The following is a 25,863-nucleotide window of genomic DNA, read 5'->3' as shown; positions in this document are numbered from 1 at the left end:
GCGGATTAACGAAGGGGCCTGGTTTCCGGGCCCCTTTCTTTTGGTGCCAAGCAAACACGGTTAAGATCGTTCTCAACCAGCCGAGAACCTAGCTTCCGAGCTTTCGGAAACGAAACGGTTCGCTCGTCGGTTGAAGCTTGCATGACCATCTCCATCGACGTTTCCTTCGCCTACTCGGGAGACCAGCCGACCGACGTCCTGCTCCAATTCGAAGCGGCCGCCATTCCCGAGCAACAGATTCTTTCTTGCGATACGAAGCTAGGCGACGCGGAACACATCGCGCGTATTCCTGCACAGGACGATATCGGCGAGCGCATATGGGTGCGTTCAGAAGGTCGGTTTGAGATCGATTACAAAGCCGAGGTCGAAGTCCAGCGCCTGATCGCTGATGTCTCGGAACTGTGCCAGCTCGACACGCACGATCTGCCGGGCGAATCGGTGCAGTATCTGTTCGACTCGCGCTATTGCCAGGCGGACCGGATGCAGAGCTTCGTCGAGGACGAATTCGGCGAACTTTCGGGCGGTAAGCGCGTCATGGCGATGCATAACTGGATCAGCAGCCATTTCTCCTACGTACCCGGCGCCAGCAACGCGAACACGACCGCGGTCGACAGTTTCATCGAGCGACGCGGGATTTGCCGCGATTATGCCCACGTTATGGTGACCCTTGCACGCGCGTCGTCGATCCCCGCCCGCTTCGTGAGCTGTTTTGCACCCGGCGTTGAGCCGCCTGATTTTCACGCGGTAGCCGAAGTCTTCCTGGAAGATCAGTCGACTCCCGGCGGCGGAGCTTGGTACCTGGTCGATGCCACCGGCATGGGCACGGCGAGCGACATCGTGAAGATCGGCGTTGGCCGGGATGCGGCCGATGTCAGCTTCATGACCAGCTTCGGCCTTACCGAGTTCATCGAAAAGACCGTCACCGTCTCGCAAAGTTGATCGCGAGGCCGCCAACGCTGATGAATACGACTGCGCCCGTTGGAACGCGCGCGGCGTTGCTGATAGGGGTATCTCCCGGTCGATGGCTCGACCGACAGGATGAGGGCACAAGCGAATGACGTTCACGGCCAACCGATTGCTGCTGTTCGGAGCGACCGGCGACCTGTCCCAGCGCATGCTGCTACCTTCGCTTTGCGCGCTCGATGCTGACGATCTTCTCGGAGCCGACCTGAAGATTATCGGCACCGCCCGCACCGAAATGTCCGACGGTGACTTCCGCAATTTCGCACGGGAGGCACTTGAGAAATATCTTCCGCGCGACCGGCGGGGCGGAATGGCCGACTTCCTGAACCGGCTTACCTATCAGTCGCTCGATGCTTTAACGGAAGAGGGATACCGTGAACTGGCCGACAAGGTCGGCGACCCTAGTGGCGGGTTGGCGATCTTCCTCTCCACTGCGCCAAGCCTGTTCGAGCCGACCATCGCCGGCCTCGATAAGGTCGGATTGGCAAGCGAGAACGTAAGGATCGGGCTGGAAAAGCCGCTCGGCACCGACCTCGCGTCCTCGCAGGAAATCAACGATGCGGTTGCGAGCGCCTTCGACGAGAGCCGCATCTACCGCATCGACCATTATCTCGGCAAGGAAACGGTGCAGAACTTGCTCGCGCTCCGGTTTGCTAACATCATGCTCGAGCCTGTCTGGAACTCGAACTATGTCGAGCACGTCCAGATCACTGTGGCCGAAACCGTCGGTCTTGAATCGCGTGTTGCCTATTACGACGACAGCGGTGCGCTGCGCGACATGGTGCAAAACCACATGCTGCAACTGCTCGCACTGGTTGCGATGGAGCCGCCGACCAGCTTCGATGCGACGGCCATCCGTGACGAAAAGGTCAAGGTTCTGCGTGCGCTTCGCAGCGTCGATGCGGCGGATACGGTCAGGGGGCAATACCGGGCCGGCGCGATCGACGGTAAATCCGTGCCTGGCTACGACGAGGAACTCGGCAAAGATTCGGACACCGAAACCTTCGTGGCGATCAAGGCGCATGTCGATAACTGGCGCTGGAAAGGCGTCCCCTTTTACATGCGCACCGGAAAACGGCTGCCCGAGCGTACTACGGAAATCGTCGTCCAGTTCCGCGGAATTCCGCACTCGATCTTCGAGGAGCGCGGCGCGCACACGAAGCCCAACCAACTTGTCATCGGTATACAGCCGCAGGAAAACATCCAGCTATCCATGATGGCGAAGATGCCGGGGCTGGACCGCGAGGGCATCAGGCTGCGCAGCGTTCCGCTCGACATAGCGATGCCTGACGCCTTCACCGGCACGCATCGGCGGATCGCCTACGAGCGGCTGCTGCTCGATCTCATCGAAGGCGACCAGACGCTGTTCGTGCGCCGAGACGAAATCGAGGCGCAGTGGGAATGGATCGATGCGATCAGGGAGCAATGGAAAGGCGAAGGCGCCAAGCCCAAACCCTACAGTGCCGGAAGCTGGGGACCAAGCGCAGCCATTGCCCTAACCGAACGAAACGGCGTCAGTTGGCATGAGTAAACCGCTATGAGCAAACTACATCCCGTCATCGAATCCGTTACCAAGCGGGTTATCGAGAAATCCGCTGAGAGCCGGGCGCGATATCTCGGCCTTATCGGCGAAGCGGCGGAGCGCGATCCGAACCGTCATGTCATGTCCTGCTCCAACCTCGCCCATGCGTTTGCGGGCGCCGAAGAGGACCAGGCTGCGATCAAGGCAGCAAGCGGACCGAACATCGGCATCGTGACTGCTTATAACGACATGTTGTCCGCCCATCAGCCCTACGGCCGATACCCGGAGATGATGAAAATCCACGCCCGCGAGGTCGGTGCCACGGCCCAGGTCGCAGGCGGAACGCCAGCCATGTGCGATGGGGTGACGCAGGGGCAGGACGGCATGGAACTGTCGCTGTTCAGCCGTGATGCAATAGCGCTTTCGACGGCGCTCGCCTTGAGCCATGCCGTGTACGACAGCGTCGCGCTGCTCGGCATTTGCGACAAGATCGTGCCCGGCCTGATGATCGGTGCCTTGCGCTTCGGTCATCTGCCTGCGGTTTTCGTACCGAGCGGACCCATGCCGACCGGAATTTCCAACAAGGAAAAGCAGAAGGTTCGCCAGCTGTACGCCGAAGGAAAGGCGACGCGTGACGAACTGCTCGAAAGCGAAAGCGCGAGCTACCATTCGCCGGGCACCTGCACCTTTTACGGCACGGCCAACTCCAACCAGATGATGATGGAGATCATGGGCCTGCATGTGCCGGGCGCTGCATTTGTCACGCCGGGAACGGGCCTACGGCAGAAGCTGACGCGCGCCGCGACCCACCGGCTTTCCGAGATTACGCGCGACGGCAACGACTTCCGCCCGCTTGCCCACTGCGTCGACGAAAAGGCGATCGTCAACGCGGCGATCGGTTTGCTCGCGACCGGGGGATCGACCAATCACGCCATCCACATTCCCGCGATGGCGCGAGCCGCCGGGATCGTCTTCGACTGGACCGACCTTGCCGAACTGTCGCGGGTGGTGCCGCTGCTTGCCCGTGTCTATCCCAACGGTTCGGGCGACGTGAACCATTTCCATGCCGCCGGCGGCATGGGCTACATCGTCGGAGAACTGCTCGAGAACGGCCTCGCCCACCGCGACCTGCGCACCATATGGGGCGGCGACCTGAGCGACTACACCCGCGAGCCGATGCTCGACGATGGCGAACTCGTCTGGCGCGAGATCGGCGAAAGCGGCGACGATAACATGCTCAGTACGGTGGCCGAACCTTTCCAGCCCGACGGAGGCATGCGTCTGCTGGAAGGCAATCTGGGCCGCGCATGCTTCAAGTCGAGCGCGGTCGAGCGGCGTTTCTGGACCACCGAGGCACCGTGCCGGGTCTTCCAGACGCAGAAGGATGTCAACCTGGCCTTCGAACGCGGCGAACTCGACCGCGACGTCGTCGTCGTCGTCCGCTTCCAGGGTCCGCGTGCCAACGGAATGCCCGAACTGCACAAGCTGACCCCGGCGCTCGGCGTCCTGCAGGACCGCGGCTATCACGTCGCGTTAGTCACGGACGGGCGGATGTCGGGCGCGAGCGGCAAGGTGCCCGCCGCCATCCATTGTGCGCCCGAAGCTCTCGGCGGCGGCCCGCTCTCGAAATTGCAGGACGGCGACGTGGTCAAGGTCTGCGCCGAAACGGGCGAGCTATCGACGACTGCCGACCTGACTTCTCGCGTCTCGGCCGCCGACCCGGCGCCGGACATGGGCCTCGGACGCGAACTCTTCGCGATGTTCCGAAGCCTTGCGGACGAAGCCGAGCGCGGCGGCTCCGCCATGCTCGCAACCGCCGGCCTGTAAGGAAAGACGCATATGAGTACGGATATCGTCTCGGTCGACATCGGGGGAACCCATGCCCGCTTCGCGATCGCCTCGATCGGAGCGGACGGCACGATCGAACTCGGTGAACCCGAAACGCTCCACACCGAAGACCACGCCAGCTTCCAGACGGCGTGGGAAGATTTCCGGGAGCGGCAGGGCGGCAGCCTGCCCGAAGCCGTATCGATGGCAATTGCGGGTCCGGTAGGCGGCGACGTCATCCGCTTCACCAACAACCCGTGGGTCATCCGCCCCGCCCTCGTGTGCTCGAAGCTCGGCGTCTCACGCTACAAGATCGTCAACGACTTTGAGGCCGTCGCGCATGCCGTCGCTCGTGCGCCCGACGACCAGTTCCTGCACCTGACGGGACCGGAAGGCCCCCTGCCCGATACCGGCCGGATTACCGTCCTCGGGCCGGGCACGGGGCTCGGCGTCGCCTATCTCTTCCGCCAGCCGGGCCATTACCGCGTGCAGGCGACCGAGGGCGGCCACATCGACTTCGCACCGCTCGACCAGATCGAGGATGCGATCCTCGCGCGGCTCCGCAAACGCCACAACCGCGTGTCGGCGGAGCGGGTCGTATCGGGTCCCGCCATCGTCGACATCTACCAGACGCTCGCGGCGATGGAGAAGAAGTCCGTGCCCGAGCGCGACGACGTCGACCTTTGGACCACCGGCATGTCGGGCGAGGACAGCCTTGCCGCCGCCGCAGTCGACCGGTTCTGCCTCTCGCTCGGCAGTGTGGCTGGCGATCTCGCGCTAGCGCAGGGCGGCTTCCAGGGCGTCGTCATCGCTGGCGGCCTCGGCTACCGTATTCGCGACACGCTGATCGGATCTGGCTTTGCCGAGCGTTTTCGCGCCAAGGGCCGGTTCGAAAGCCTCATGGCGAGCATCCCCGTCAAGCTCATCACCCAACCCCAGCCCGGCCTGTTCGGCGCGGCTGCGGCATTCGCCCGCGATCACGGAGTTTCCCAATGAACGACATCGATTCCATCATGCGCGCCGCGCCGGTCGTTCCGGTGATCGTGGTCGAGGATGTCCGCCATGCCGAGCCGCTGGCCGAGGCGCTGGTCGCAGGCGGCCTGAAGGCGCTCGAAGTGACGCTGCGCACCCCTGCCGCGCTCGAAGCGATCCGCATCATGAAGCAGGTCGACGGCGCGGTCGTCGGCGCGGGGACTGTGACCAATCCCGAAGAGCTCGAAGACGCGCTCGAAGCGGGGAGCGAGTTCATCGTCTCGCCCGGCCTGACGGACCCGTTGGCGAAAGCGGCGATCGGCAACGGCGTGCCGTTCCTGCCGGGCATCGCGACTGCCGCGGACATCATGCGCGGACGCGACCACGGCCTGACGCACTTCAAGTTCTTCCCGGCGATGGCGGCGGGCGGACTGCCCGCTTTGAAAGCCCTCGCCGCGCCATTCGCACAGTGCCGGTTCTGCCCCACCGGCGGCATCAGTGAGGGCAACGCCGCCGAATGGCTTGCCTTCGATCCGGTGCTCTGCGTTGGCGGAAGCTGGGTCGCGCCGATGGGCGAGCCGAACAAGGCCGAGATCGAAGCGCTTGCGCGCGCGGCTGCGGGCCTCGGGAAATGAGCCGTCCCCTCAAAACCGTCGATCAATGCGTCGACCGCCTGCAATATCTGCACGAGCGCACGCACGAGACCCCGCTGTTCAACCCGGTGTTCCAACTCTCGCTCGATCTGTCGCGGCAACTCGAGGCCGGCGAATTCGACCTCGACGATATGGAGAACCTGATCGCGGAGCTCGAATGCGAAGCGCTGCAAGGACGCGCCTCGCGGCTGCGCAATCTGACGAAACCGGACCAGACCGATCTCAGCGGCCTGATCGACGAAGAAGCGGGCATCGATGGCGCGATCCGGCGCTGGAACCGGCCGCAGATGCACGCCGTCTTTACCGCGCATCCGACCTTCTTGATGACGCCGCAGCAGTCGCGCGCGCTGGCCGAGGCGGCCTCGCAAAGCGGTGAAATCGGCACGGACGTATGCATCGCCCCGAGCGCCCGGCCGGCCATTACGCTGCAATACGAGCACGACCGCGCCATGGCCGCGATCGCCAACGCGCAGGATGCGCGCGACACGATCAACCGCAGCCTGCTGCGCCGCGTCCATCAGACCTGGCCCGACAGCGCCGCCGAATTTACGCCGATGCCGTTCAAGTTCGCGACCTGGGTCGGATACGACATGGATGGACGGACCGACATCGCCTGGTACGATTCCATCGGGTTCCGCCTCTCGGAGAAAGCCCAGCGGCTGAAGCGCTACGTCGCCGCGCTCGAGCGGATCGATGGGCAGCACAGCCTGCTCGCCTCGCTACGCCGCGCCGCCGACTATGCGCAGGAACGTGCGGACGATTTCGCGGGCGATCTGTCATCTCCCGAAGCGCTGTCGAACGCCGCGAACAGGCTGACCCGCGAGCACGCCGACAAGCTGCTGTCGCTCACGCCGGTCATCGATGCGCTGGAAGACGAGGCCGGTGAAGCGCCGCTGGACCGCGCCGTGGAACTGCGGACGCTTGCCGCCGCGATGCGTGCCGATGGCCTTGGCATGGGCCTCATCCATTTCCGCGTGAACTCGAGCCAGCTCCACAACGCCATCCGCCGCCGGATGGACCCCGAAACCACCCTCGATCTTGCGAGCCGGGGCGCGGTGAAGGCGCTGCGCGACATGCTGGCCAAGGTAAAACCGCTGCGCTCCAACTTCGCAGCGCTCGCCATCGAAAGCAGTACCGCGATCCGCCAGTTTCTCGCGATGGCGCAGATCATCCAGCATATCGACGGCGATGCGCCTATTCGGATGCTTATCGCCGAATGCGAGCAGCCGGCGACGGTCCTCGCCGCACTATATTTCTCCGAGCTTTTCGGAATTGCGGACAAGGTCGACGTATCGCCGCTCTTCGAGACCGAGAACGCGCTGGAACACGGCGGCCGCTTCCTCGATGCTTTGCTTTCCGAGCCCGCGTTCCAGCAATATGCCCGCAAGCGCGGCCGGATCGCAATCCAGACCGGCTTCTCCGATGCAGGCCGCTTCGTCGGGCAAATTCCGGCCGGGCTTTCGATCGAGCGGCTGCAGGGGCGGCTCGCGCAGGCGATGCGGAAAAACGATCTAACCGATGTGTCCGCGCTGATCTTCAACACGCACGGCGAAGGCATGGGCCGCGGCGCGCATCCCGGCGGCTTTGCCGACCGGCTCGAATGGCCGCTCTCCCCTTGGGCGCGCTCGCGGTTCAACAAGGCGGGTATTCACCTCGAGCCCGAAGCCAGCTTCCAAGGCGGCGACGGCTACCAGTTCTTCGCGACGCCCGAACTAGCGCTCGCCACGCTGACACGGATCGCGGAACTGCGCCCGGCGGAGGCGAACGATGCGGGCAAGGATCCGCTCTACAAGCGAACCGACCTCAGCCTCGATTTCTATCGCGCCATCCGCTCGCACCAGCGCGACTATCTCACGAGCCGCGTCTATTCGCGCGCGATTACGGCGTTCGGGCTCGGTCTGCTCAACGAGACCGGCAGCCGCAAATCGCGCCGGCAGAGCGACCTTGCCGCCGAGCGCGAGATGTCGCTGCGGCAGATCCGCGCGATCCCGCATAACGCGATCCTCCAGCAGCTCGGCTATCCGGTGAACATTATCGCCGGGGTCGGCACGGCAGCGGAAGGAAATTACGAGGACCTAGCCGCGCTCATCAACAAGAGCGCGCGCGGGAAGCAGATGATCCGCCTGGTGCGCGCCTCCAACAATCTCGCCAGCATCAAGACTGTGGCCGCTTACGGCGAGCTGTTCAACGCTGCCTTCTGGGCGAGCCGCACCTATCGCGGGACGGAAGGGCATCTGTCCGATGCGTGCCAGTACCTCGCGGAATATCTGACGCGCGACGACCGGGCGGGCGTGTTCCGCCGCCTTGCTTCGCAGCTGCGTACCGATGCGCTCAAGTTATACCGCCTGCTCGGCCTCATCCCGAACGAGAACCCGCTCGACGGGCGCGAGGAAGTGCGCCGCAGGATCGGCGTGCTGCAAGCCGTGAGGCTGGCGCTGCTCCAGCACATGTTCCTGAAAGCGGTATCGATCCCGACGTTCAGCCGGGCCAACGACATCAGCCGCGACGATGTACTGGAGATGGTCTTCACACTGAGGATAGAGGATGCGCTGGCGCAGCTGCGCCGCGCGTATCCCACGCGTTTCCCGCAGATCGGCGACTTCGCGGTCGAGGAAGAGAGCAACTATCCCGACGGCGCGGGCGACGGCTACACGGCGATCCGGCGCGACTACATCGATCCGATCGAGCGTTCGCACGACCTCAATCTGCGCATCAGTGCCGCGATCGCGAACGAGTTCGGCGCGCACGGTTGACGCGGACTAGTTCGTGGTCCGCCGCGCCGGTTCGCGGGTGAAATTCCAGATGTCGCCGCGGGCTTCTGCAAGCACGCCGGCGACGTTCCGCTTTCCGCCTGCTTCGAGTGCGGCGACGAGATCGGCAACCTGCCCCCCGCGCGGTTCACCGCCAAGCGCTGTGAGGATGCGAGCGACGACGCTTTTACGGATGACGCTCGGACCGGCGGGCCTATATTTGGCGCCAGCTTCGGTGAGGCTCACGCACTCTGCCCATTCCGCGTCGGCGTAGCTCGTCAGCGCCGCCTCGCACTCCGCCAAATGCGCTGCGCTTTGCGCCACCGCCACCGGATCGAGCCAGTCGTTCTCCGCCAGCGCCTCCCGGATGCGGACGCGGTCGAAAGCGGGATTGTCGTTCGACGGGTCGCTGATGAAGCCGATCCCGGACTCTACCGCGACGGCCACGAGTTCGTTCTTCCGCCACGACAAGAGCGGCCGCAGCAAGGGGATATTCGTACCCGGAACGAGCTTACGCGCACGGATGCCGGCCAGCCCTTCGACCCCGCTGCCCCGGTTAAGGCGCATGAGCAGCGTCTCGGCCTGATCGTCGGCATGATGCGCAGTTAGCAGCGCGGAAAGATTCTCGCTCTCCAGCCAGTCCGCCATCGCCGCATAGCGAGCGCGCCGCGCTTCGCTCTGCACATTGCCCTGCCCCACCGTGACTTTCAGCATGGTGTGTGGAACGCCGAGAGCCGCGCACGCATCCGCGACGAATGCCGCTTCGGCAGCGCTTTCCTCGCGCAGGCCGTGGTCGACCGTCGCCGCGGCAACGTGTTCAGGGAACGCTCTCTGCGCCAGCCACAGCAACGCCACCGAGTCCGGACCGCCGGACACAGCGATGCCTAAACGGCCCTCAACTGCACCAAGACGGGTAAGATCGCGCCTGAAGCGCTCGATCAGGTCGTCTGAAAAAGGCTTATCAATTGCAGCTGACCTTGCGGCGGTTCGCTTCGTACTGAGACTGCAGCCTGCCGCTTGCGAGCGCCGGATAGGTATCGCCGAATTCGGCCAGCGCGATGCAGGCCCGCTCCGTATCGTTCGACGAGATCATCGCTTCGGCGAGATAGAGGAGACTGTCGGCAGCGCGGGCGCCCTGCTTGTCCGCTTGGTAGTTTTCGAGGAACCACGGCGCGGCCTGCTTCGGCTTGTTGTCGTCGAGATAGGCCCGGCCGAGCAGGTTGCGGCCGAAGGAAATGCGCGAGTGGTTCGGGTTCGCCTGCACGTAGGACGTCAGCTGCTGCTGCGCTTCGGGAAAGAAGCCCGCGTCCCACAGGCGAAAGCCGTAGACATACTCGTCGTCTGCCGCATCGCCGGTCGAGGGCTTCGTGATCGCCTGGACGGCAGCCAATCGCGCCGGGCTTACGCTCCCGCCGGTGGAAGCCTGAGCCGGTGCAGCGGCCGCCTGGCCGGTTTGCGGCAGGTTGCCCTGGATCGCGCCTTCGCGCGGCAGTTCGGCCACCGCCGGAGCAACCGGACGAGCCTCGAGAGCTTCGAGCCGGCCGCTCATCTCGCGCAGCATGTTGTCGTTGGTTTCCGTCTGCGCGGTGATGCGCTGAATCTGCCGCTCGAGCGCGTCGAGCCGCGAGAGGACGTCGGTCAGCGCGCTGGTCGAAGGAGCGGCAACCGCCGGCTGGCCGGTCTGCGCCTGACTCGGACTGATTTCAGGCTCGAAAAACTTGCCGTCCGCGCCCGGAAAGACCCGCCGCTGCAGCGCGCGTATTTCCCGCTCCACCTTGCGGAGCCGCGCATCGGCGTTCTCCTGCGCAAAAGCGGGCACCGGGCTTGCCAACAGCGAGGCCGCGATACCGCTGGCGATCGCCATGCGAAAGGTGCGGGTGGTCATGTCGTTCTGCTCCACATTCTTCGTTCGTGATTGCGCCGTTAAGTCATTCGGCGGTGCAAGATATCAGGCGCTAACAGTCCCTGTCTTAACCGCGCTTTGCTGTTTGTCAGAGCGCGGGGTTCGCGTTTTCACCGGTCGCGGCGTTCGAAATGCCGTTCGGGGAGGCGGCGGCGCCGTTCGCGGCAGCGGCATCGGTATCCTCGCGCGCGAGCAAGGCTGCCGCGGAGATCGGCTGATCGCGCATGATGAAATCGTCTTCCGCCAGCTTCGGCACGCTCTCGCCCGCGATCGTGATTGCGAAGGCGTCAGGACGTCCGGTCCAGATCTGCGGCCCTTCGGCATCGCGCGGCAGAGCGTATGTTTCGCCCTTGGACATCTCCGCCTCGAACAGCCGCTCTCCGCTCGCGTCGTAGAACCTCGCCCACACCCCGTCCTCGAGCGCGGTGAATACCACTTCTCCGTTTGGATCGGGCGTATTCACCGCCGCGGCTTGTGCCGCGGCAGGAGCGGTCGTCGCCGCCGCAACCGGCTCATCCTCGGTTATCGGCGCTGGCCCCATGCCGGGCGCGAAATAGCTGCGATAAAAGGCGAAGATACCGCCGAGCAGCAGGACCGCCGCGATGATCCCGACCCATGCGAGGCTGCGTGAAGGGACGCGGGCCGGATCGCCCGGTTCGAATTTCGCCGGGTGCTCGTTGAAACTGGTCGACGATACGGACAGGTCCTCGCGCACCTTGGCGGTGATGTCCTTTTCGTCGAGGCCCAGCATCTTCGCATAAGTGCGTGAAAAGCCGACGGCATAGGTCCGCGCGGGCAAGGCGGCGAAATCGCCGTTCTCGATCGCGACGAGGTGGCGTTCGGGGATGCGGGTTTCCGCGGCGACCTGGCTCAGTTCGAGGCCCTGACGTTCGCGTTCCTGGCGCAGCGTCTCGCCGGCGCCAAGCTGGCGATGCGCTGCGTCCGAAGCCTCGCCGCCTTCGTCCCAAGTCCCGTCTGCGTCGTGTACGTCCTGCACCATTAAATATTACTGCCCAACCTGACCCATTTTGTGTCTGAAACATTTGTCACAGATTAAAGAGCGCGCCAAGTGCGGCCCGTCGCTCGTCCGGTAAATATCGCCGCAAAAATGTGCGGAATCAATCGAGATCGATGCCGTGTTCGCTCGCCCATGCGGTCAGCTCGCTACGCATGTTTTCCGGCGGTGCGGCCAGCCAACCCTGCATGGCGGGCTTGAGTTCGGTCAGGTCGATCTTGCGGACCAGTTCCTTGATCGGACCGACCGCCGCCGGCGTGATCGACAGCCGCGTAATGCCGAGCCCCAGAAGCGCAATCGCCTCCAGCCGCCGCCCGCCCATTTCCCCGCACACGCCGAGGTCGATGGTATGGCCGACCAGCGACTGCACCACGCGGTTGAGGAAGCGCAGGATCGGCGGATTGATCCAGTCGTAGCGCTCGGCAAGCCGCGGGTCCGAGCGGTCGGCGGCGAACAGGAACTGGGTCAGGTCGTTGGTCCCGATCGACAGGAACGACAGGCGCGGCGCAAGCTGATCCAGTACCTCTGCCAGAGCGGGCACCTCCAGCATCGCGCCGAACCGGATCTGCTCGGGAAGCTGGCTCTTGCGCTGGCGCAGAAACTCGGCCTGATCGTCGAAGATCGCCTTGGCTGCGTCGAATTCCCAAGGCTCGCTGACCATCGGGAACATGACGTTGAGCGAGCGGCCCGCCGCCGCTTCGAGCAAGGCGCGGGCCTGCACCTTGAGCAGACCGTCGCGTTCGAGCGCGAGGCGCAGCGCGCGCCAGCCCAGCGCCGGGTTTTCGTCGCCCGACGCGCCGTTTTGCGAACGCAGGTACGGCACGGACTTGTCCCCGCCGATATCGACGGTGCGGAAGATGACCGGCTTGTCCCCTGCCACATCGAGCACGTCGCGGTAGAGGCGCGTCTGCTTCTCGCGCCGCGGCATGGTTGCAGAAACGAGGAACTGGAACTCGGTACGGAACAGGCCGATCCCGTCCGCGCCGGTAAGCTGCAGTGCCGACATGTCGTCGCGCAGCCCGGCGTTCATCTGCACCTGGATGCGCGTTCCGCAGCGCGTGAACGGCTCGACGTCGCGCAATTCCGCGTAGGCGGCGCGCTTTTCGCGGTGCTTTGCCGAGCGCGCCTCGAACGCATCCAGCATCGGCTGCGTCGGGCGAAGGGTGATCAGCCCCTGGTCCGCGTCGAGGAGAATGTCCTCCCCGTCGCGCACCTTGCCGCGTAGACCGCCGACCCGGCCCAGCACCGGAATGCCCATTGCCCGCGCAACGATGACCACGTGCGCGGTAAGCGAGCCTTCCTCCAGCACGACGCCTTTCAGACGCCGGCTGTCGTATTCGAGCAGTTCCGCCGGGCCGAGATTCCGTGCGACGAGGATGGAATCGCGCCGCAGACCCTGCGTTGCCGCCGTGCCGAGCTGGCCGGAGACGATGCGGATAAGGCGGTTCGCCAGATCCTCCAGATCGTGCATCCGGTCGGCAAGCAGCGGATCGTCGATCTCGCGCATCCGCATGCGCGTATGCTGCTGCACGCGCTCGATCGCCGCTTCCGCCGTCAGTCCGCTGTCGATCGCCTCGTTGATCCGGCGGGACCAGCCCTCGTCATAGGCGAACATCTTGTAGGTCTCGAGCACTTCCTCGTGCTCGCCGCCCTTGCCGAACTCGATCTGCGAAGCCATCGCGTCGATCTGCTCGCGCATCCGGTCGAACGCGCGGTAAACCCGCTGGCGCTCAGCCTCGGTATCCTCGGCCACGACCTGCACGATCTCGACGCGCGGCTGGTGATAGACCGCGCGGCCCGCCGCCAGCCCCTTCACCAGCGTCAGGCCGCTGATCATTTCCGGCCCGGTCTCGCGCTTGTCGAGCCCGAGCGCCGTTTCCTCGTCGACCAGTTCGTTATGGGCGATCAGTTCGGACAGCACCATCGCGGTCGTCTGCAATGCCTCAATCTCGACGTCTTCGTAGCGGCGGGGATCGGTATGCTGGACGCACAAGACGCCCACGACCCGCTCGCGGTAGACGATCGGAACCCCGGCGAAGGAGTGGTATTTCTCCTCGCCCGTTTCGGGGCGGTAGAGAAAGTTGGGATGCGAGCGCGCTTCCGCGAGGTTCAGCATCTCCATCCTGTCGGCGATCGTGCCCGTCAGCCCTTCGCCAATGCTCATGCGCGTGACGTGGACCGCGCTCTGGTTGAGGCCGCGGGTGGCGAACAGCTCGAGCATCCCGTCGCGCAGAAGGTAGATCGAGCAGACCTCGCTATCGAGGCTTTCGCCCACGATTTCCGCGACGCGGTCGAGCTTGCCCTGCGCGTGAACACGCGAGGCCATGATCTCGTGCATCCCGGTAAGGATCGAGCGGGCGGAAGCTGCAGCAGACATCTAGCCTGGCGGGTTACAGCAAATCCGGACCATTGCCAAAGGGTTGTGAGCGGTTTTGTCCGCCCCGCCGGACGTTACGTATCCGGCGGGTTGCAGCGTGCCCGTCAGAGGCGCGCCAGCTCTTCCTTGATGCGCAGTTTCTCGCGCTTGAGCTTCTTGATGACCATGTCGTCCGGGGCCGGCCGGTTCTGCTCGCGCTGAAGCCGTTCGTCGATGCCGGCATGCTTCATGGTGAGAGTGGCGGAGTGGGACGACTGCATCTTTTTCTCCTTCGTCAGCGTTCGTTCTTGACCCGGTGCGCCTTCCCGCCGGGGCGGAAGTTGGCGCCGTGTCCGAGTCGACACGAACGAGTATCAAATCATATTTAAGGGAGGTTGCGAAGGGTCCTTTCGCGCTGACGCGACGATAGCGGTTTGTTATGCGATGAAGTGCTACAGGCCCCGCGGGATTACGAATGCGATTCGGGAAAGACGGTTAGGTGAACGAGCAGGAACTGCGTAAGAAACTGGCTCTCTTGCAGTCCGAACATCGCGATCTCGACGCGGCCATCGCGGCGCTGACCCATGCGGGGCAGGAGCGCGGCTTCGTCGATCAGCTGCAACTCGCGCGGCTAAAGAAGCGTAAGCTAATTCTGAAGGATCAGGTCGCGGCGATTGAGGATGTGCTGGTGCCCGACATCATTGCGTAAGAACTGGCGCGGACATTGCCCCGCTCCGGCACAGTCGTGCGGCAAATCTGTGCCATGGGTTCCAGCAAGGGACAATTACCGAATAGAGACACCGGGGCGGCGCCAAACTCCTAGTATTGTGCGGGTCGCGCGCTTATTTGCGCTTTCATGACCGCCGCCGGCAACCTGCAAAGCGACACCGCCCCCCGCGGCGAAATGCTCAATCGTCAGATCGTGGACGATCTCTATTCCGAAGCCTTGCTATTAGCCGACGAGGCGCGCGCCGTTTTCGACATGCGCGGCGGTTCCGACGATGCTCTTCCGGCGACCACGAAACTGGCGCTGTCGGTCGAGGGGTTGAAGACGACGACCCGGATCATGCACGTGCTCGCGTGGCTGCTGAACCAGCGCGCATTCTTCGCCGGCGACCTTACGCTGAAGCAGCTCGCTGCGCACGGACGCCTGCCGAAAGACCGCGCATCGGACGCGCGGCAGGTCGAACTGCTGCCGGCCCTGACGCAGCATATTGTCGAGCGGACCGAACAGCTTCATGCCCGCGTCGCCCGGCTCGAACTGCGCGCCGCGAGCGAGCCGCCGCAAACGCAGGACGGCGGCGTCCATGCGATCCAGGACAAGCTGAGAAACGCCTTCCCCTCGGCCTAGCGCCGCGCGTTTTCAGGCAGCGCCGAGAGCATTGCGCCACTGCGCCAGCCGCCGCTCCCGCACGTCCCCGGCCATATCGGGCGCGAACATCCGCGTCGCGCCGCGCATCGCCTCGCTCGCCGCTTCGAGCGTTGCATGCACGCCGGCCCCTACTGCCGCCAGCATGGCCGCGCCCAGCGCCGTCGTTTCGACGAAATCCGGCCGCTCGACCGGCAGGCCAAGGATGTTGGCGATGTCCTGCGCCATCCAGTCGTTCGCGCTCATCCCGCCGTCGATCTTGAGGCCGGTCCATTCCGCCCCGTCGGCCGCGAAGGCCTGTGCGAGGTCGTGCGTCTGGTAGCTCATCGCTTCGAGCGCGGCGCGGGCGATCTCCGCCCGACCAGTAGCGAAGCTCAGCCCCGCGATGACGCCGCGCGCGTCCGCCTGCCAGTGGGGCGCGCCGAGGCCGGAGAGCGCCGGCACGATGACCACCCCGCCGCTGTCGGGAATGGAGCGGGCAAGCGTTTCGGTTTCCGCCGCGGTACCGAGCACGCCTAGCGCATCGCGCAGCCACTGAACGAGGCTACCCGCGACGAACACCGACCCTTCGAGCGCGTAGGTCCGCTTACCCGCAAGCTGGTAGAGCACCGTGCCCAGCAGCCGGTGGCCCGAACGCGGTACCTGTTCGCCGCTGTTCGCGAGGATGAACGCTCCGGTACCGTAGGTCGCCTTCGTGTCGCCTAGTGAGAGGCAGCCCTGCCCGATCGTCGCCGCCTGCTGGTCGCCGGCCATGCCGCAGATGCGGACCGGCGCTCCGAAGAGTTCGGGCAGGCTGGTACCGAAGTGCCCGGCGCAGTCCGTCACCTCCGCCAAAGCGCCGTGAGGCATGCCGAAGAGGTCGCACAACTCCTCGGAAAAACCGGCACCTCCGAGCGGCATCAGCAAAGTTCGTGACGCGTTGCTGGCGTCCGACAGGAAAGCGCCGCCTGTCAGCTTGAAGACCAGCCAGCTTTCGACCGTGCCGAGCGCCAGCGTGCCGCGCTTCGCCGCATCGGCCACCGCCTCGTCGTAATCGAGCAGCCACCGCATCTTGGTCGCTGAGAAATACGGGTCGAGCAAAAGGCCCGTGCGCGACTGCACGAAGGATTCCTTCCCCGCCTCCTTCAATTCGCGGCACATCTGCGCACTGCGCCGGTCCTGCCAGACGATCGCGCGCGACAGCGGCTCTCCGGTCGTGCGGTCCCACGCGACGACCGTCTCGCGCTGGTTGGTGATGCCGATCGCGGCGATGCGGTCCGCCCCGCCCGCCTTCTCGACCATTTCGCGGGCGCAGGCGAGCGTGCGGTGCCAGATCTCTCGCGCATCGTGCTCGACCCGGCCGGAGGCGGGATAGTGCTGCGTCAGTTCGGCCTGCGCGCTTCCGAGAAGGCTGCCGTCCGCCGCGAACAGCATTGCGCGGGTGGATGTCGTTCCCTCGTCGAGGACCAGTATCTGTTCGCTCATTCTCTCCCCTTACCGATATCGCGCGCCAGAGGCGATTGTGGACACGGGCGGCCCCCATCCCCATATCGCGCACATGGCAATGCCTCCCGAACCCTGGCCCACCGGAACGACCGTAGAAGTCGAGCCGCTGGTGCGCCGCGTGCTTGCACCCAACCCCTCGCCTTATACCTATACCGGCACGCAAACCTATATCGTCGGGAACGCGGGCGATGTCGCGGTGATCGATCCCGGTCCGAACGAGGAAGCGCATATCGAGGCGATCCTTGCGGGCATCGGCGATGCGAAACTCAGCGCGATCATGTGTACGCATACCCACCGCGACCATTCGCCCGCCGCTGCGCCGCTGTCGGAGCGGACCGGAGCGCCCGTCGTAGGCTGCGCTCCCCTCACCCTCGACGACAACGGGCCGCGCGCCGATGCGCCTTTCGACAAGACCTACGCGCCCGACCGGGTGCTGGTGGACGGCGAGGCGATGACCGGGACCGGATGGACGCTGCGCGCGCTCCACACCCCCGGACACACTTCGAACCACCTGTGCTTCGCACTCGAGGAAAGCGGCGCGCTGTTCACCGGCGATCACGTGATGGGCTGGTCCACCAGTGTCGTCGTTCCGCCCGACGGCGACATGGGCGATTACATGACGAGCCTCGAACGCCTCGGCGCGCGCGAGGACCGCGTTTACTACCCAGCGCACGGCGAGCCGGTCGAGAAACCGCGCCAGCTCGTTCGCGGAATGCTGGGCCACCGCCGCCAGCGCGAAAACCAGATCTTGCGGCTGCTGGGCGAGGCGGCGCGCGCGGTGTCGGGCTTCATTCCGGCGATGTACAAGGGGCTGGACGAACGGCTGATCCCGGCGGCGGAGATGTCGGTGACCGCCCATCTGATCGATCTGGAACGGCGCGGGCTGGTCCGGCGTAATGGAGAGATATGGCAAACAAGCTAGACCGCCGCGAGCCGGTAACCCCGCCGCGCCCATACGCAGAGCGTCCTACTCCCGCCCCGCCCCGCATCGCTCCGTGGATCATCGTCGCCGTGCTGCTGGCGGTGACGGCCTACCTCGGCTGGCGCGCGTTCTTCTACGAGGAAGAAGGCGATCCCGTGGGCAGCGCGATGCTGGCCTTCGAGCGGCAGAACACGCTCACCGTCTTCTCCTCCCGCTTCGAAGTCGTCGCGGAGAGCGAGGATACGCGCGGCGTTCTCGGCGTACCGATCTTGCGTTCGCGGCAGGCGACGATCGTTCCGGCGAGCGTCGAATACCGGCTCGACCTGTCGGGCATGGAGCGCAGCGACTTCGACTGGCAGCCCGAAGCGCAGACGCTGACCGTCACACTGCCGCAGATCAGGACCAGCCGACCCAATATCGACGAAGGTGCGGCGCGCACCTTTACCGAGGGCACCTGGGTGACGCGCGATGCCAGCGCCGATCTCGCGCGCAACAATTCGCAGCAGGCCGAGCGCCGGGCGAGTGCCTTCGCCAAGAACCCGGAAGTCCTCGCGCTTGCGCGGCAGGCAGCGAAGGACGCGGTGCGCCAGAACCTTACCGTGCCGCTGCAAATCGCGGGCTATTCCGACGCGGTGGTCAACGTGCGTTTCGAAGACGAGAACTAGTTACCGATTGACGCCAAAGCCCCACCCGCAGTAAATTACGGTCGAGGGTCGCTTCAACCACGGGACGGGGTTCGAGGCATGGCAACATTAGCTCCACAGCGTACGCGTTCGGTAGCGGGCGGCACGCGTTTCTTCACGATCATGGCGTTCGTCATGTCGGCGATCATCGTCGCCGGCTTTTCGGTCAATCTCGCGTTCGGCCGCTCCACTTTCGCGGTGCCGGTCAGCTATCACGTTCACGCAGTCGTCTTCATGGGCTGGATCGCGCTGTTTCTGGCGCAGCACGTTACCGCTTCGTCAAAGAACTGGGCGCTGCACCGCACGCTCGGCAAGTTCGCCTATTTCTGGGTTCCGGCGATGGTCGTGGTCGGGACGATGATCATGCTGATCGTCGCGCGCCGGACCGGCGGCCCGTTCTTCTTCAACAAGAGCGAGTTCCTGATCAGCAATATCGTGACGCTGTGGGGTTTCGGCGGCATCGCGTGGTGGGCGCTGAGGCGGCAGCGCTATACCGGATGGCACCGGCGGCTCTTCCTCGTGTCGATGGCGATGCTCGTCGGTCCCGGCATAGGCAGGCTGCTGCCGATGCCGCTGCTGATCCCCTATGCGTGGCCCATCTCGCAGGCGCTGACCTTCCTTTTTCCGGTCATCGGCATGATCGCCGACAAGCGGGCCACTGGCAGCGTGCATCCGGCCTATAAATGGGGTCTCGGCATTTATGTCGGACTGTTCCTAGCCTCGATGGTGCTCGCCTATTCGCCGCTCGGCTATGCGATGACCGAAGCCTTCGTGGCGGGCACACCGGGCGCGGACCGGCCGATGGACCCCTTCCTTCCGCCCGGCTTTACCATGTGAAAGCGGAACGGCCTCGCGTTCCTGTCCGTTCGTCCTATATCGAGCCCATACACACGCTCAAAACTGACGGACATTATTGATGACGGCCCAAGACACGAGACTGCCTACCGGCACGGACCTGCGCGCGGAAATCGACCGCCTGCGCAAGGAAAAGAACGCGATCATCCTCGCGCACTACTACCAGAAGCCGGACATTCAGGATCTCGCCGATTTCGTGGGCGACAGCCTGCAGCTTTCGCAGATGGCCGCCGACACCGATGCCGACGTCATCGCGTTCTGCGGGGTTAAGTTCATGGCCGACACGGCCAAGATCCTTTCACCCGAAAAGATCGTCGTTCTGCCCGACATGGACGCAGGCTGCAGCCTCGAAGACTCCTGCCCGCCCGAGAAATTCAAGGCTTTCCGCGAGAAGCATCCCGATCACATCGCGCTGACCTACATCAATTGCTCGACCGAGGTTAAGGCGCTGAGCGACGTCATCGTGACCTCCTCCAGCGCGGAAACGATCCTGCAGCAGATCCCGAAGGACCAGAAGATCATTTTCGGACCCGACCGGCATCTGGGCGGCTATCTCAGCCGCAAGTTCGACCGCGAGATGCTGCTGTGGCCGGGTGTGTGCATTGTGCACGAAGCTTTCAGTGAAACAGAACTGCTGAAGCTGAAGCAGCAGCACCCCAATGCACCGATCGCCGCGCATCCCGAATGCCCGCCGACGATCGTCGACCATGCCGATTACGTGGGTTCGACCAGCGGTATCCTGCAGTTCGCCGAGACCTTTCAGGGCGATACGCTGATCGTCGCGACCGAGCCGCACATCATCCACCAGATGGAAAAGGCGCTGCCGCAGAAGAACTTCATCGGCGCGCCCGGCGCGGACGGCAACTGCTCGTGCAATATCTGTCCCTACATGGCGCTCAACACGATGGAGAAGCTGTACGCCTGTTTGCGCGATCTCGAACCGCGGATCGAGATCGAGGAAGGGCTGCGCCTGAAAGCGAAGCAGAGCCTCGACCGGATGCTCGAAATGGCAAGCGGCACGATCGGCAAGGGCGACCTCGGCAAGATCTGAGCAAGCCTAACGCTCCAGACGCTCTGTCAGCATGTGCGGGGTGGCAAGGCCAAAGGCGAGCGCGGCGGCGAGTTCCAGTTCCAGCCGGCAGGTAGCGGTCAGGACCGCGAGTCCGGCGCCGCCGGCGAAAGCGATGAGCGTAGGCAGCGCGACGGCTTTCCATACGGTGCGCTGGCCGTAAGCCGCGATCTGGCGGCGCTGGATCGGGATTGCGTGACCGACGAGGAAGATGAGCCCCACCGCCAGTACCGGAGATAGCAGCGCCGTTGCGGCGAGCGCGATCAGCGCCTCGCCGCAGCCGCGCTCGTTCCGGACGAGCGAGATGACGACCAACACGCAGCCGGCGATCCCTGCCAATGCGACAAGATCCATGAAGATGCCCGGCACGCTATGCGCGATGACCGCCTCGAACACCTCGGTCGTCTCGCGCGGACGGAACAGTGCGCTACCGCCCGTCGCCAGTGCCGCAATCGCGCCGCGCGCCAGCGGTCCCATCGCGCAGTCGCTGCGCGCGAAGTGCCAAGCGGACAGTGCGAGGAACAGCGCGAGACCGGCCAGCGGCTCGGCCAGGAACAATCCCGCCACCGCCGCGCCGACGACGAGATAGGCGGCCGCCTGGATAAGTCCGAACCGCTTCATCAGGCCGCGCTGCTCGTCACCAGCGCCGTGCGACAGGCCCGCCGCGAACAGCACGAGCCCAAGGACGAGCGGCGCGATGCCGCCCGAGATCTGCGCGATCGCGGCAAGGATCAGCGCGGCCCATGCAAGAAGGGCCCCGGCATCGTGCCAGGGCCCCGCTTTTCGTATGCGCGTGATGCGCTGCAAATCAGTCTCCGCGTGATGAAGCCACCGCCGAACCCGCCGGGCTCGTTTCCAGCGCTTCCGCTGCCGGAACGTAGCCTTCAAGGGCACTGCGCCGCAAGACGTAACGCGACAGGATGATGCCGTAGATCAGCTTCGAGGAGATGTCCGCGATGGTGAACAGTAGTTGGCGAACCACGACAACGTCGCCGGTAAAGCCGAGCTGCGGCAGGGCGTAGGCGATCGGGTAGAGACCCCAGGTTGCAAGGAAGTACCACCAGATGTTCTTCGGCCAGCCCTTCAGTTCGGCCGGGCTCAATGCGATGCCGCGGGAGATGACGCCGCGCACTTCGACGATCAGCCACACGAAGAACACGGTCGAAATGACGCCCCAGATGTTCAGCCGCGACCAGTCGCCCGTTTCTCCGAACTGGCCGTAGAGGCCGGTCCAGATCATCAGGATTGCCGGAATGATCATCCGCAGCGTGCGCTTGTGCAGTTCCGGGCGCGGCAAGCCGAACGCGATGCCGAGCTGTGTAAGCAGCAGCGGAACTGTGATCGTCCAGTTGCCGTAGCGAAAGGCATTGGTGAAGGTCGAGTTCTCCGACAGCGGCTGGTACATGCCGGCGACGAAGGCGTAGCTCGTCTCCCAAGTCGAGAATTCCCGCAGCAGGCTGAGGCCGGCGCTCGCCATGACGACGGCGGACAGGATCGTGACGATCCGGTACCGCGGCGCGACCTGAAAACTGCTCCACAAAAAGTAGAGAATGAACGCGAAATGCGCGCCGTAACTGATCATCAGGATCAGCGAGCCGGCAGTATATTGGCCGGTCGTGAGCGGAACGAGATTTTCGATGCTGCCGAAATCGGCCGGCGAGACAATGCCGACGGTCGGATCGGGTAATACTGCCGCATCGTTCATCGGCATTACTGGTGGTGGTGCTGTTATTGTCATTGAGATACCCCGTTGGCGTTTAGGGACGGAACCCGTGCGTTCCGATCCAAATCCGCTCCGCACAAGTCCACCGACGGAATTCGTTCTGACGCACCGAAACATAAGTTAAGACAGTGCGTTTGGTTCCGCGAGCATGAGATTCCTCGCGCTCGAAGAAGGGGCTAGTCAGTGACAATCAAGGGGCCGCTCAAGGGCTTGTTCGGCTGGCTGGCGCACCGCGTCTTCGCGACCTACTTCCTCGTGCCGATCTGCGCGACGATCATTGCCGCGCCCATCGCCTACCTATTCCTTGCCGCGGATGACGAGGGCCTCTCCGGGTGGGTGCTGTCGAGCGACATCCCGCTGGTCGCAAGCGGCAAGGCGGCGCAGGAATATGCCAGCGTCCTCACGGGCGTGAATGCGGCGCTTCTGACGCTTTATTTCTCGATCACGCTGCTGGTGCTGACAATCGCAGCGGCCAACCTTGGCGTGCGACTAATCGACCGCTGGCTCGACAAGCGGCTCATCCGGGTGTCACTCGCGGGCCTGTGCTTCAACCTCGTATTCTCGCTCGTGCTGCTCGCCGCCGTCGATCCTGACGCGTCCGGGACCGGCCTGCCGCAGGGCACGCTGTGGATCTCGCTGCTCCTCTTCCTGCTCAACCTGTCGATGCTGACCGTTGCGCTGCACGATCTCGGGCGGACCATGTATGTCGACAAGGCGGTGTCGAAGATCGCGGAGGACGCGGGCGAGAAAGGGACGCAGATCGCGAGCGCGCTGCCTCATAAGGGCACGTGGAATACGTCGATCGCGGCGAAGCGGGACGGCTATGTCGAAGGTATCGACCTCGAAGAACTCGCCAAATGCTTCAAGGACGGCACGGGGAAGGTCCACATTGCCGTCGCGCCGGGGCAGCACGTGCTCGAGGGCGAGACGGTCCTTCGCGCCGCGGAGACCGATTTGCCCGAAAAGCAGATCTGCCGCGCCATTCCCATCGGTCCCTACCGCAGCAACAGCCAGGGGGCAGTCTTTCAGATACGCCTGCTGGTGGAGATCGCCGCACGCGCCCTCTCGCCCGCAGTCAACGACTTCTACAGCGCCATTGCCGCCGCCGATCGGCTGACGAGCGTGATGGCGAACCAGAAGGACCTCTGGATCGAGGACGGCGAAATTGCAGTCAGCGCTCTCGACAACCGGTTCGAACTTGCCGGGCAGGATTTCCGCGGCCTGTTCGAAGATCCGATGAACGCCTTCCGGCAGGCCGCCGCGGATTATCCGTCCGTGTCCATCCGCATGATCGGCAACCTCGCGCGCCTCACTAGGCAACTGAGTGAAGAAAGCGCGTCCGCCGGGCTGCTTCGCTATCTTCACCGCCTCGCCGAAGAGCTTGCCGAGCACGCCAAGTCCCGCGCCCAGACCGACTACGACCGCCAGGCGATCGCGCGAAGCCTGGACGCGTTCGAGGGCTTGGCGCAGGCTTCCGAAACTGGCAACGCTTGAACGATGGCGAAGCTGAAGAAATTCTGGAACGAAATCAACGCCAGTTACTGGTTCTATCCGGCGCTGTTCTCGATCGTCGCCGTGCTTCTCGCGATCGTCAGCGTCTGGCTCGACCGGAACGGCTACGCGGATTTCCTGCATAACATTTCGTGGCTCGAACCGGCGCGTCCGGCGGGGGCGAGCAATATGCTCACCGTGATCGCCGGCTCGATGATCGGCACCGCCTCGACCGTCTTTTCAATCACCATCGCTGCCGTTGCCTATGCGAGCGGAAATTACGGTCCTCGCCTGCTGACGAACTTCATGGAGAACAAGGGCAACCAGCTCAGCCTCGCGGTGTTCATCGGGACGTTCGTCTACGCGATTTCGGTCCTGCGCGTCGTGCGGGTGGAAGACGAGGCCAGTATTTTCGGCGACCAGACCGAGACCCTGCCCGCCTTCGTACCGCAGCTGTCGCTGCTACTCGCATTCGCCGCGATGGCGGTAAGCGTCATGACGCTGGTCTATTTCCTCAACCACATCCCCGCCTCGATCCGTATCAATTCGGTGCTGAAGGGAATCGGCGACCGGCTGATCAACGACATCCGGCGCGATTTCGACAAGCCGATGAAGAAGCGGGTGCGGATGAAAGCGCCCGAAGGCCGCGCGGTCACCGCCAAGAAAACTGGCTACGTCCAGATCATCGACTTCGAACGGCTCGACCGGATCGCCCACAAGGTCGGCGGCCGCCTGCAGCTCGGCGTGCGAAGCGGCGACTTCGTCCACCCTGCCGTTCCGCTGGTCTACTGGACCGACGACGACATGCTCGACGATCTTCGCGACGAGGATATTCGCGAATGTTTCGCGCTGGGCGGAATGCGCACTCCCAATCAGGACCTGCATTTCCTGATCGACGAGCTGGTCGAGATCGGGCTGCGCGCGCTGTCGCCCGGCATCAACGATCCCTTCACCGCCATTTCGGCGCTGCACTGGCTTGGCGCGGCGACCGCGGAACTCGGCCAGCGGGAACTCAGCCGTGCGTTCGGCGGAGCGGAAAACGACGACGAGGACCGCATCGACCTTCTCGGTGACGATTTCGCGCATTACGTCCACCGCGGCTTCGGCTCCGTCCGGCCGGGCGTCGCGACCAACCCCAACGCCGCCGTTGTCATGTTCGAGGTGCTGTACCACACCTCCAGCACGATTACCGATGCGAGCCGCCACCACGTGCTGGCGCGTGAAGGCGAGCAATTATGGCGGCAGACGCAGGAGCATATGTCCGGCCCCGACATCGAATGGGTCGAAAGCGCCTACCGCAAGTTCGAGAAGGACATGGCCCGCTAGCGACGGGCGGACGCCGCTTTCGGCATTCGCGTGCGCGCTATCACGAGCGCCCCGCCGAGCAGCAGCATTCCCGCGATATCGAGCGCCGACAATGTCTCGCCGAAGACCGCGAAGCCGTAGAACGCGGCGATCGCCGGCTGCGTCAGCAGCGCGAGCCCGATGACCAGTGCCGGGAAATGTTTGAGCGAGAAGACCAGCAGCCCCTGTCCGACAAGCTGGCTCGAGACGAACAGCGCGATGACCGGCCACCAGTTCTGCGGGATGACCGCCTCACCCATTATCACCGCCAGCAGGAGCAACACCGGCGCGCCCGACAGGCAGACCCAGAACAGCAGGCTCCAGCTGCCGAGCGCCCGCCGCGCGTTCTGCAAAAGCAGCAGGTAGACGGCGTAGAACAGGCCGGCGAGCAGGCAGAGCAGATCGCCGACGAGGCTCGCGGATGAGAGTTCGAGCGAGCGGGCGAGCAGGATCGCCGCCCCCGTCAGCGCCGCCAGCACGGCCAGCCACTCGCGCTTTTGCGGCAGGGTGCGGGCGACGACGAAGCCCCAAATCATCAGCACGATGCTCCCCGAATTGCCGAACAGCACCGAGTTGCCGAGGCGCGTGCGCTCGATGCCGATATGCCAGCTCGCTATGTCGAGCGCGAAGGCGAAACCGGCAAGGAGCACGGGCCAGAGCACGCCGCGCGGGATAGCGGCAGGTCGCTCTCCGTTGGCGCGGGCGAACAGGAACAGGAACGGGATGGCGAGGAACAGCCGCCAGAACCCCGCGGCGACCGGTCCGGTGTCGGCAAGACGTACGAACCACGGGCCGAGCGCCAGCGCCATGTTCCCGGCCAGCAGCGCGGCGAGCAGCAACCAGCGCGGCCAAGTGTCGCTATCCCGCCTGCTTGCTTTTGTTGCACTTGTATCGCCCATGCCCGGCCCATAGCTGCTGAGGCACACCGCGCACATGCGAAAAAGCGCTATAAGAAGGATTG

General features: G+C 64.6%; 23 protein-coding genes. 14 read left to right on the top strand and 9 right to left on the bottom strand.

Annotation, left to right across the window (positions count from 1 at the left end; all coding sequences use genetic code 11):
* The first annotated feature begins 141 nt into the window (after positions 1-141).
* The 6 genes from HUV48_RS08090 (at position 142) to HUV48_RS08065 (ending at position 8,690) form a co-directional block, all read left to right on the top strand.
* Positions 142-939, top strand: a complete 798-nt coding sequence (locus HUV48_RS08090; protein ID WP_176267260.1) for a transglutaminase-like domain-containing protein — start codon at positions 142-144, stop codon at positions 937-939.
* 115 nt (positions 940-1,054) lie between these two features.
* On the top strand, positions 1,055-2,494 hold the full coding sequence (zwf, locus tag HUV48_RS08085) for a glucose-6-phosphate dehydrogenase (protein WP_176267259.1): 1,440 nt from the start codon (positions 1,055-1,057) through the stop codon (positions 2,492-2,494).
* Between the two features lie 6 nt (positions 2,495-2,500).
* Complete coding sequence (gene edd, locus HUV48_RS08080) at positions 2,501-4,312, top strand: phosphogluconate dehydratase (protein ID WP_176267258.1); 1,812 nt, start codon at positions 2,501-2,503, stop codon at positions 4,310-4,312.
* A gap of 12 nt (positions 4,313-4,324) precedes the next feature.
* Complete coding sequence (gene glk, locus HUV48_RS08075; protein WP_176267257.1) at positions 4,325-5,308, top strand: glucokinase; 984 nt, start codon at positions 4,325-4,327, stop codon at positions 5,306-5,308.
* Positions 5,305-5,919 carry a bifunctional 4-hydroxy-2-oxoglutarate aldolase/2-dehydro-3-deoxy-phosphogluconate aldolase gene (eda, locus tag HUV48_RS08070; RefSeq protein WP_176267256.1) on the top strand — a complete coding sequence of 205 codons (615 nt, stop codon included), beginning with the start codon at positions 5,305-5,307 and terminating at the stop codon, positions 5,917-5,919. The genes glk and eda overlap by 4 nt, the downstream gene beginning before the upstream one ends.
* A complete protein-coding gene (locus tag HUV48_RS08065; protein ID WP_176267255.1) occupies positions 5,916-8,690 on the top strand; it encodes a phosphoenolpyruvate carboxylase in 2,775 nt (924 codons plus the stop codon). The genes eda and HUV48_RS08065 overlap by 4 nt, the downstream gene beginning before the upstream one ends.
* A 6-nt stretch (positions 8,691-8,696) precedes the next feature.
* Here the strand turns inward: HUV48_RS08065 and tilS are convergent, their stop codons facing one another.
* From tilS to HUV48_RS08040, 5 genes are all read right to left on the bottom strand, one after another.
* On the bottom strand, positions 8,697-9,626 hold the full coding sequence (gene tilS, locus HUV48_RS08060) for a tRNA lysidine(34) synthetase TilS (protein ID WP_318656071.1): 930 nt from the start codon (positions 9,624-9,626) through the stop codon (positions 8,697-8,699).
* A 22-nt stretch (positions 9,627-9,648) separates the two neighbouring features.
* Positions 9,649-10,572: a tetratricopeptide repeat protein gene (locus tag HUV48_RS08055; RefSeq protein ID WP_176267253.1), complete on the bottom strand. Its 924-nt coding sequence runs from the start codon at positions 10,570-10,572 to the stop codon at positions 9,649-9,651.
* Positions 10,573-10,678: 106 nt separating this feature from the next.
* The gene (locus HUV48_RS08050) at positions 10,679-11,590 is read right to left on the bottom strand and encodes a helix-turn-helix domain-containing protein (RefSeq protein ID WP_176267252.1); all 912 of its coding nucleotides are present in this window, start codon (positions 11,588-11,590) and stop codon (positions 10,679-10,681) included.
* 118 nt (positions 11,591-11,708) lie between these two features.
* Entirely contained in the window at positions 11,709-13,982 is a 2,274-nt protein-coding gene (ptsP, locus tag HUV48_RS08045; RefSeq protein ID WP_176267251.1) for a phosphoenolpyruvate--protein phosphotransferase, read from the bottom strand.
* Positions 13,983-14,086: 104 nt separating this feature from the next.
* Positions 14,087-14,242, bottom strand: a complete 156-nt coding sequence (locus tag HUV48_RS08040) for a YdcH family protein (RefSeq protein ID WP_176267250.1) — start codon at positions 14,240-14,242, stop codon at positions 14,087-14,089.
* A gap of 218 nt (positions 14,243-14,460) precedes the next feature.
* On the opposite strand from HUV48_RS08040, the gene HUV48_RS08035 reads away from it, so the two are divergent.
* Complete coding sequence (locus HUV48_RS08035) at positions 14,461-14,670, top strand: YdcH family protein (protein ID WP_176267249.1); 210 nt, start codon at positions 14,461-14,463, stop codon at positions 14,668-14,670.
* Between the two features lie 147 nt (positions 14,671-14,817).
* A complete protein-coding gene (locus HUV48_RS08030; protein ID WP_176267248.1) occupies positions 14,818-15,312 on the top strand; it encodes a DUF1465 family protein in 495 nt (164 codons plus the stop codon).
* Between the two features lie 12 nt (positions 15,313-15,324).
* On the opposite strand, the gene HUV48_RS08025 is transcribed toward HUV48_RS08030, so the two are convergent.
* On the bottom strand, positions 15,325-16,794 hold the full coding sequence (locus HUV48_RS08025) for an FGGY family carbohydrate kinase (protein ID WP_176267247.1): 1,470 nt from the start codon (positions 16,792-16,794) through the stop codon (positions 15,325-15,327).
* Positions 16,795-16,867: 73 nt separating this feature from the next.
* Between HUV48_RS08025 and HUV48_RS08020 the strand changes: the two genes are divergently transcribed.
* From HUV48_RS08020 to nadA, 4 genes are all read left to right on the top strand, one after another.
* Positions 16,868-17,737: an MBL fold metallo-hydrolase gene (locus tag HUV48_RS08020; RefSeq protein ID WP_176267246.1), complete on the top strand. Its 870-nt coding sequence runs from the start codon at positions 16,868-16,870 to the stop codon at positions 17,735-17,737.
* On the top strand, positions 17,722-18,402 hold the full coding sequence (locus tag HUV48_RS08015) for a DUF4230 domain-containing protein (RefSeq protein WP_176267245.1): 681 nt from the start codon (positions 17,722-17,724) through the stop codon (positions 18,400-18,402). The genes HUV48_RS08020 and HUV48_RS08015 overlap by 16 nt, the downstream gene beginning before the upstream one ends.
* A gap of 78 nt (positions 18,403-18,480) precedes the next feature.
* Entirely contained in the window at positions 18,481-19,257 is a 777-nt protein-coding gene (locus HUV48_RS08010) for a hypothetical protein (protein WP_176267244.1), read from the top strand.
* A 79-nt stretch (positions 19,258-19,336) separates the two neighbouring features.
* Positions 19,337-20,326, top strand: coding sequence for a quinolinate synthase NadA (gene nadA, locus HUV48_RS08005; RefSeq protein WP_176267243.1), 990 nt, complete (start codon positions 19,337-19,339; stop codon positions 20,324-20,326).
* Positions 20,327-20,332: 6 nt separating this feature from the next.
* Here nadA and HUV48_RS08000 read toward each other — a convergent pair whose 3' ends face one another.
* Both HUV48_RS08000 and HUV48_RS07995 read right to left on the bottom strand, forming a co-directional pair.
* Complete coding sequence (locus HUV48_RS08000) at positions 20,333-21,151, bottom strand: Brp/Blh family beta-carotene 15,15'-dioxygenase (protein ID WP_176267242.1); 819 nt, start codon at positions 21,149-21,151, stop codon at positions 20,333-20,335.
* 1 nt (position 21,152) lies between these two features.
* Positions 21,153-22,049: a bacteriorhodopsin gene (locus HUV48_RS07995; protein ID WP_176267241.1), complete on the bottom strand. Its 897-nt coding sequence runs from the start codon at positions 22,047-22,049 to the stop codon at positions 21,153-21,155.
* A 201-nt stretch (positions 22,050-22,250) separates the two neighbouring features.
* Here HUV48_RS07995 and HUV48_RS07990 point away from each other — a divergent pair, with 201 nt between their 5' ends.
* The gene (locus HUV48_RS07990; protein ID WP_176267240.1) at positions 22,251-23,561 is read left to right on the top strand and encodes a DUF2254 family protein; all 1,311 of its coding nucleotides are present in this window, start codon (positions 22,251-22,253) and stop codon (positions 23,559-23,561) included.
* A 3-nt stretch (positions 23,562-23,564) separates the two neighbouring features.
* On the top strand, positions 23,565-24,884 hold the full coding sequence (locus tag HUV48_RS07985; protein WP_176267239.1) for a DUF2254 domain-containing protein: 1,320 nt from the start codon (positions 23,565-23,567) through the stop codon (positions 24,882-24,884).
* On the opposite strand, the gene HUV48_RS07980 is transcribed toward HUV48_RS07985, so the two are convergent.
* Entirely contained in the window at positions 24,881-25,801 is a 921-nt protein-coding gene (locus HUV48_RS07980; protein WP_176267238.1) for a DMT family transporter, read from the bottom strand. The two genes, HUV48_RS07985 and HUV48_RS07980, sit on opposite strands and share 4 nt — an antisense overlap.
* Between the last annotated feature and the right edge of the window lie 62 nt (positions 25,802-25,863).

It is taken from the genome of Qipengyuania atrilutea, from assembly GCF_013370205.1.
In the GTDB taxonomy this organism is placed as follows: Bacteria; Pseudomonadota; Alphaproteobacteria; order Sphingomonadales; family Sphingomonadaceae; genus Actirhodobacter; species Actirhodobacter atriluteus.
This window is presented reverse-complemented; position numbering and strand designations above follow the sequence as displayed.

Bases quoted from the DNA above. Each gene is read 5' to 3' on its own strand.
- HUV48_RS08025 (WP_176267247.1), bottom strand. From the start codon at position 16,794: ATGAGCGAACAGATACTGGTCCTCGACGAGGGAACGACATCCACCCGC.
- HUV48_RS08040 (WP_176267250.1), bottom strand. From the start codon at position 14,242: ATGCAGTCGTCCCACTCCGCCACTCTCACCATGAAGCATGCCGGCATC.
- HUV48_RS08090 (WP_176267260.1), top strand. From the start codon at position 142: ATGACCATCTCCATCGACGTTTCCTTCGCCTACTCGGGAGACCAGCCG.
- HUV48_RS08010 (WP_176267244.1), top strand. From the start codon at position 18,481: ATGGCAACATTAGCTCCACAGCGTACGCGTTCGGTAGCGGGCGGCACG.
- HUV48_RS08050 (WP_176267252.1), bottom strand. From the start codon at position 11,590: ATGGTGCAGGACGTACACGACGCAGACGGGACTTGGGACGAAGGCGGC.
- HUV48_RS08065 (WP_176267255.1), top strand. From the start codon at position 5,916: ATGAGCCGTCCCCTCAAAACCGTCGATCAATGCGTCGACCGCCTGCAA.
- HUV48_RS07995 (WP_176267241.1), bottom strand. From the start codon at position 22,049: ATGAACGATGCGGCAGTATTACCCGATCCGACCGTCGGCATTGTCTCG.
- eda (WP_176267256.1), top strand. From the start codon at position 5,305: ATGAACGACATCGATTCCATCATGCGCGCCGCGCCGGTCGTTCCGGTG.
- edd (WP_176267258.1), top strand. From the start codon at position 2,501: ATGAGCAAACTACATCCCGTCATCGAATCCGTTACCAAGCGGGTTATC.
- HUV48_RS08015 (WP_176267245.1), top strand. From the start codon at position 17,722: ATGGCAAACAAGCTAGACCGCCGCGAGCCGGTAACCCCGCCGCGCCCA.
- ptsP (WP_176267251.1), bottom strand. From the start codon at position 13,982: ATGTCTGCTGCAGCTTCCGCCCGCTCGATCCTTACCGGGATGCACGAG.
- HUV48_RS08030 (WP_176267248.1), top strand. From the start codon at position 14,818: ATGACCGCCGCCGGCAACCTGCAAAGCGACACCGCCCCCCGCGGCGAA.
- glk (WP_176267257.1), top strand. From the start codon at position 4,325: ATGAGTACGGATATCGTCTCGGTCGACATCGGGGGAACCCATGCCCGC.
- HUV48_RS07980 (WP_176267238.1), bottom strand. From the start codon at position 25,801: ATGGGCGATACAAGTGCAACAAAAGCAAGCAGGCGGGATAGCGACACT.
- HUV48_RS08055 (WP_176267253.1), bottom strand. From the start codon at position 10,572: ATGACCACCCGCACCTTTCGCATGGCGATCGCCAGCGGTATCGCGGCC.
- HUV48_RS08020 (WP_176267246.1), top strand. From the start codon at position 16,868: ATGGCAATGCCTCCCGAACCCTGGCCCACCGGAACGACCGTAGAAGTC.
- nadA (WP_176267243.1), top strand. From the start codon at position 19,337: ATGACGGCCCAAGACACGAGACTGCCTACCGGCACGGACCTGCGCGCG.
- HUV48_RS07985 (WP_176267239.1), top strand. From the start codon at position 23,565: ATGGCGAAGCTGAAGAAATTCTGGAACGAAATCAACGCCAGTTACTGG.
- zwf (WP_176267259.1), top strand. From the start codon at position 1,055: ATGACGTTCACGGCCAACCGATTGCTGCTGTTCGGAGCGACCGGCGAC.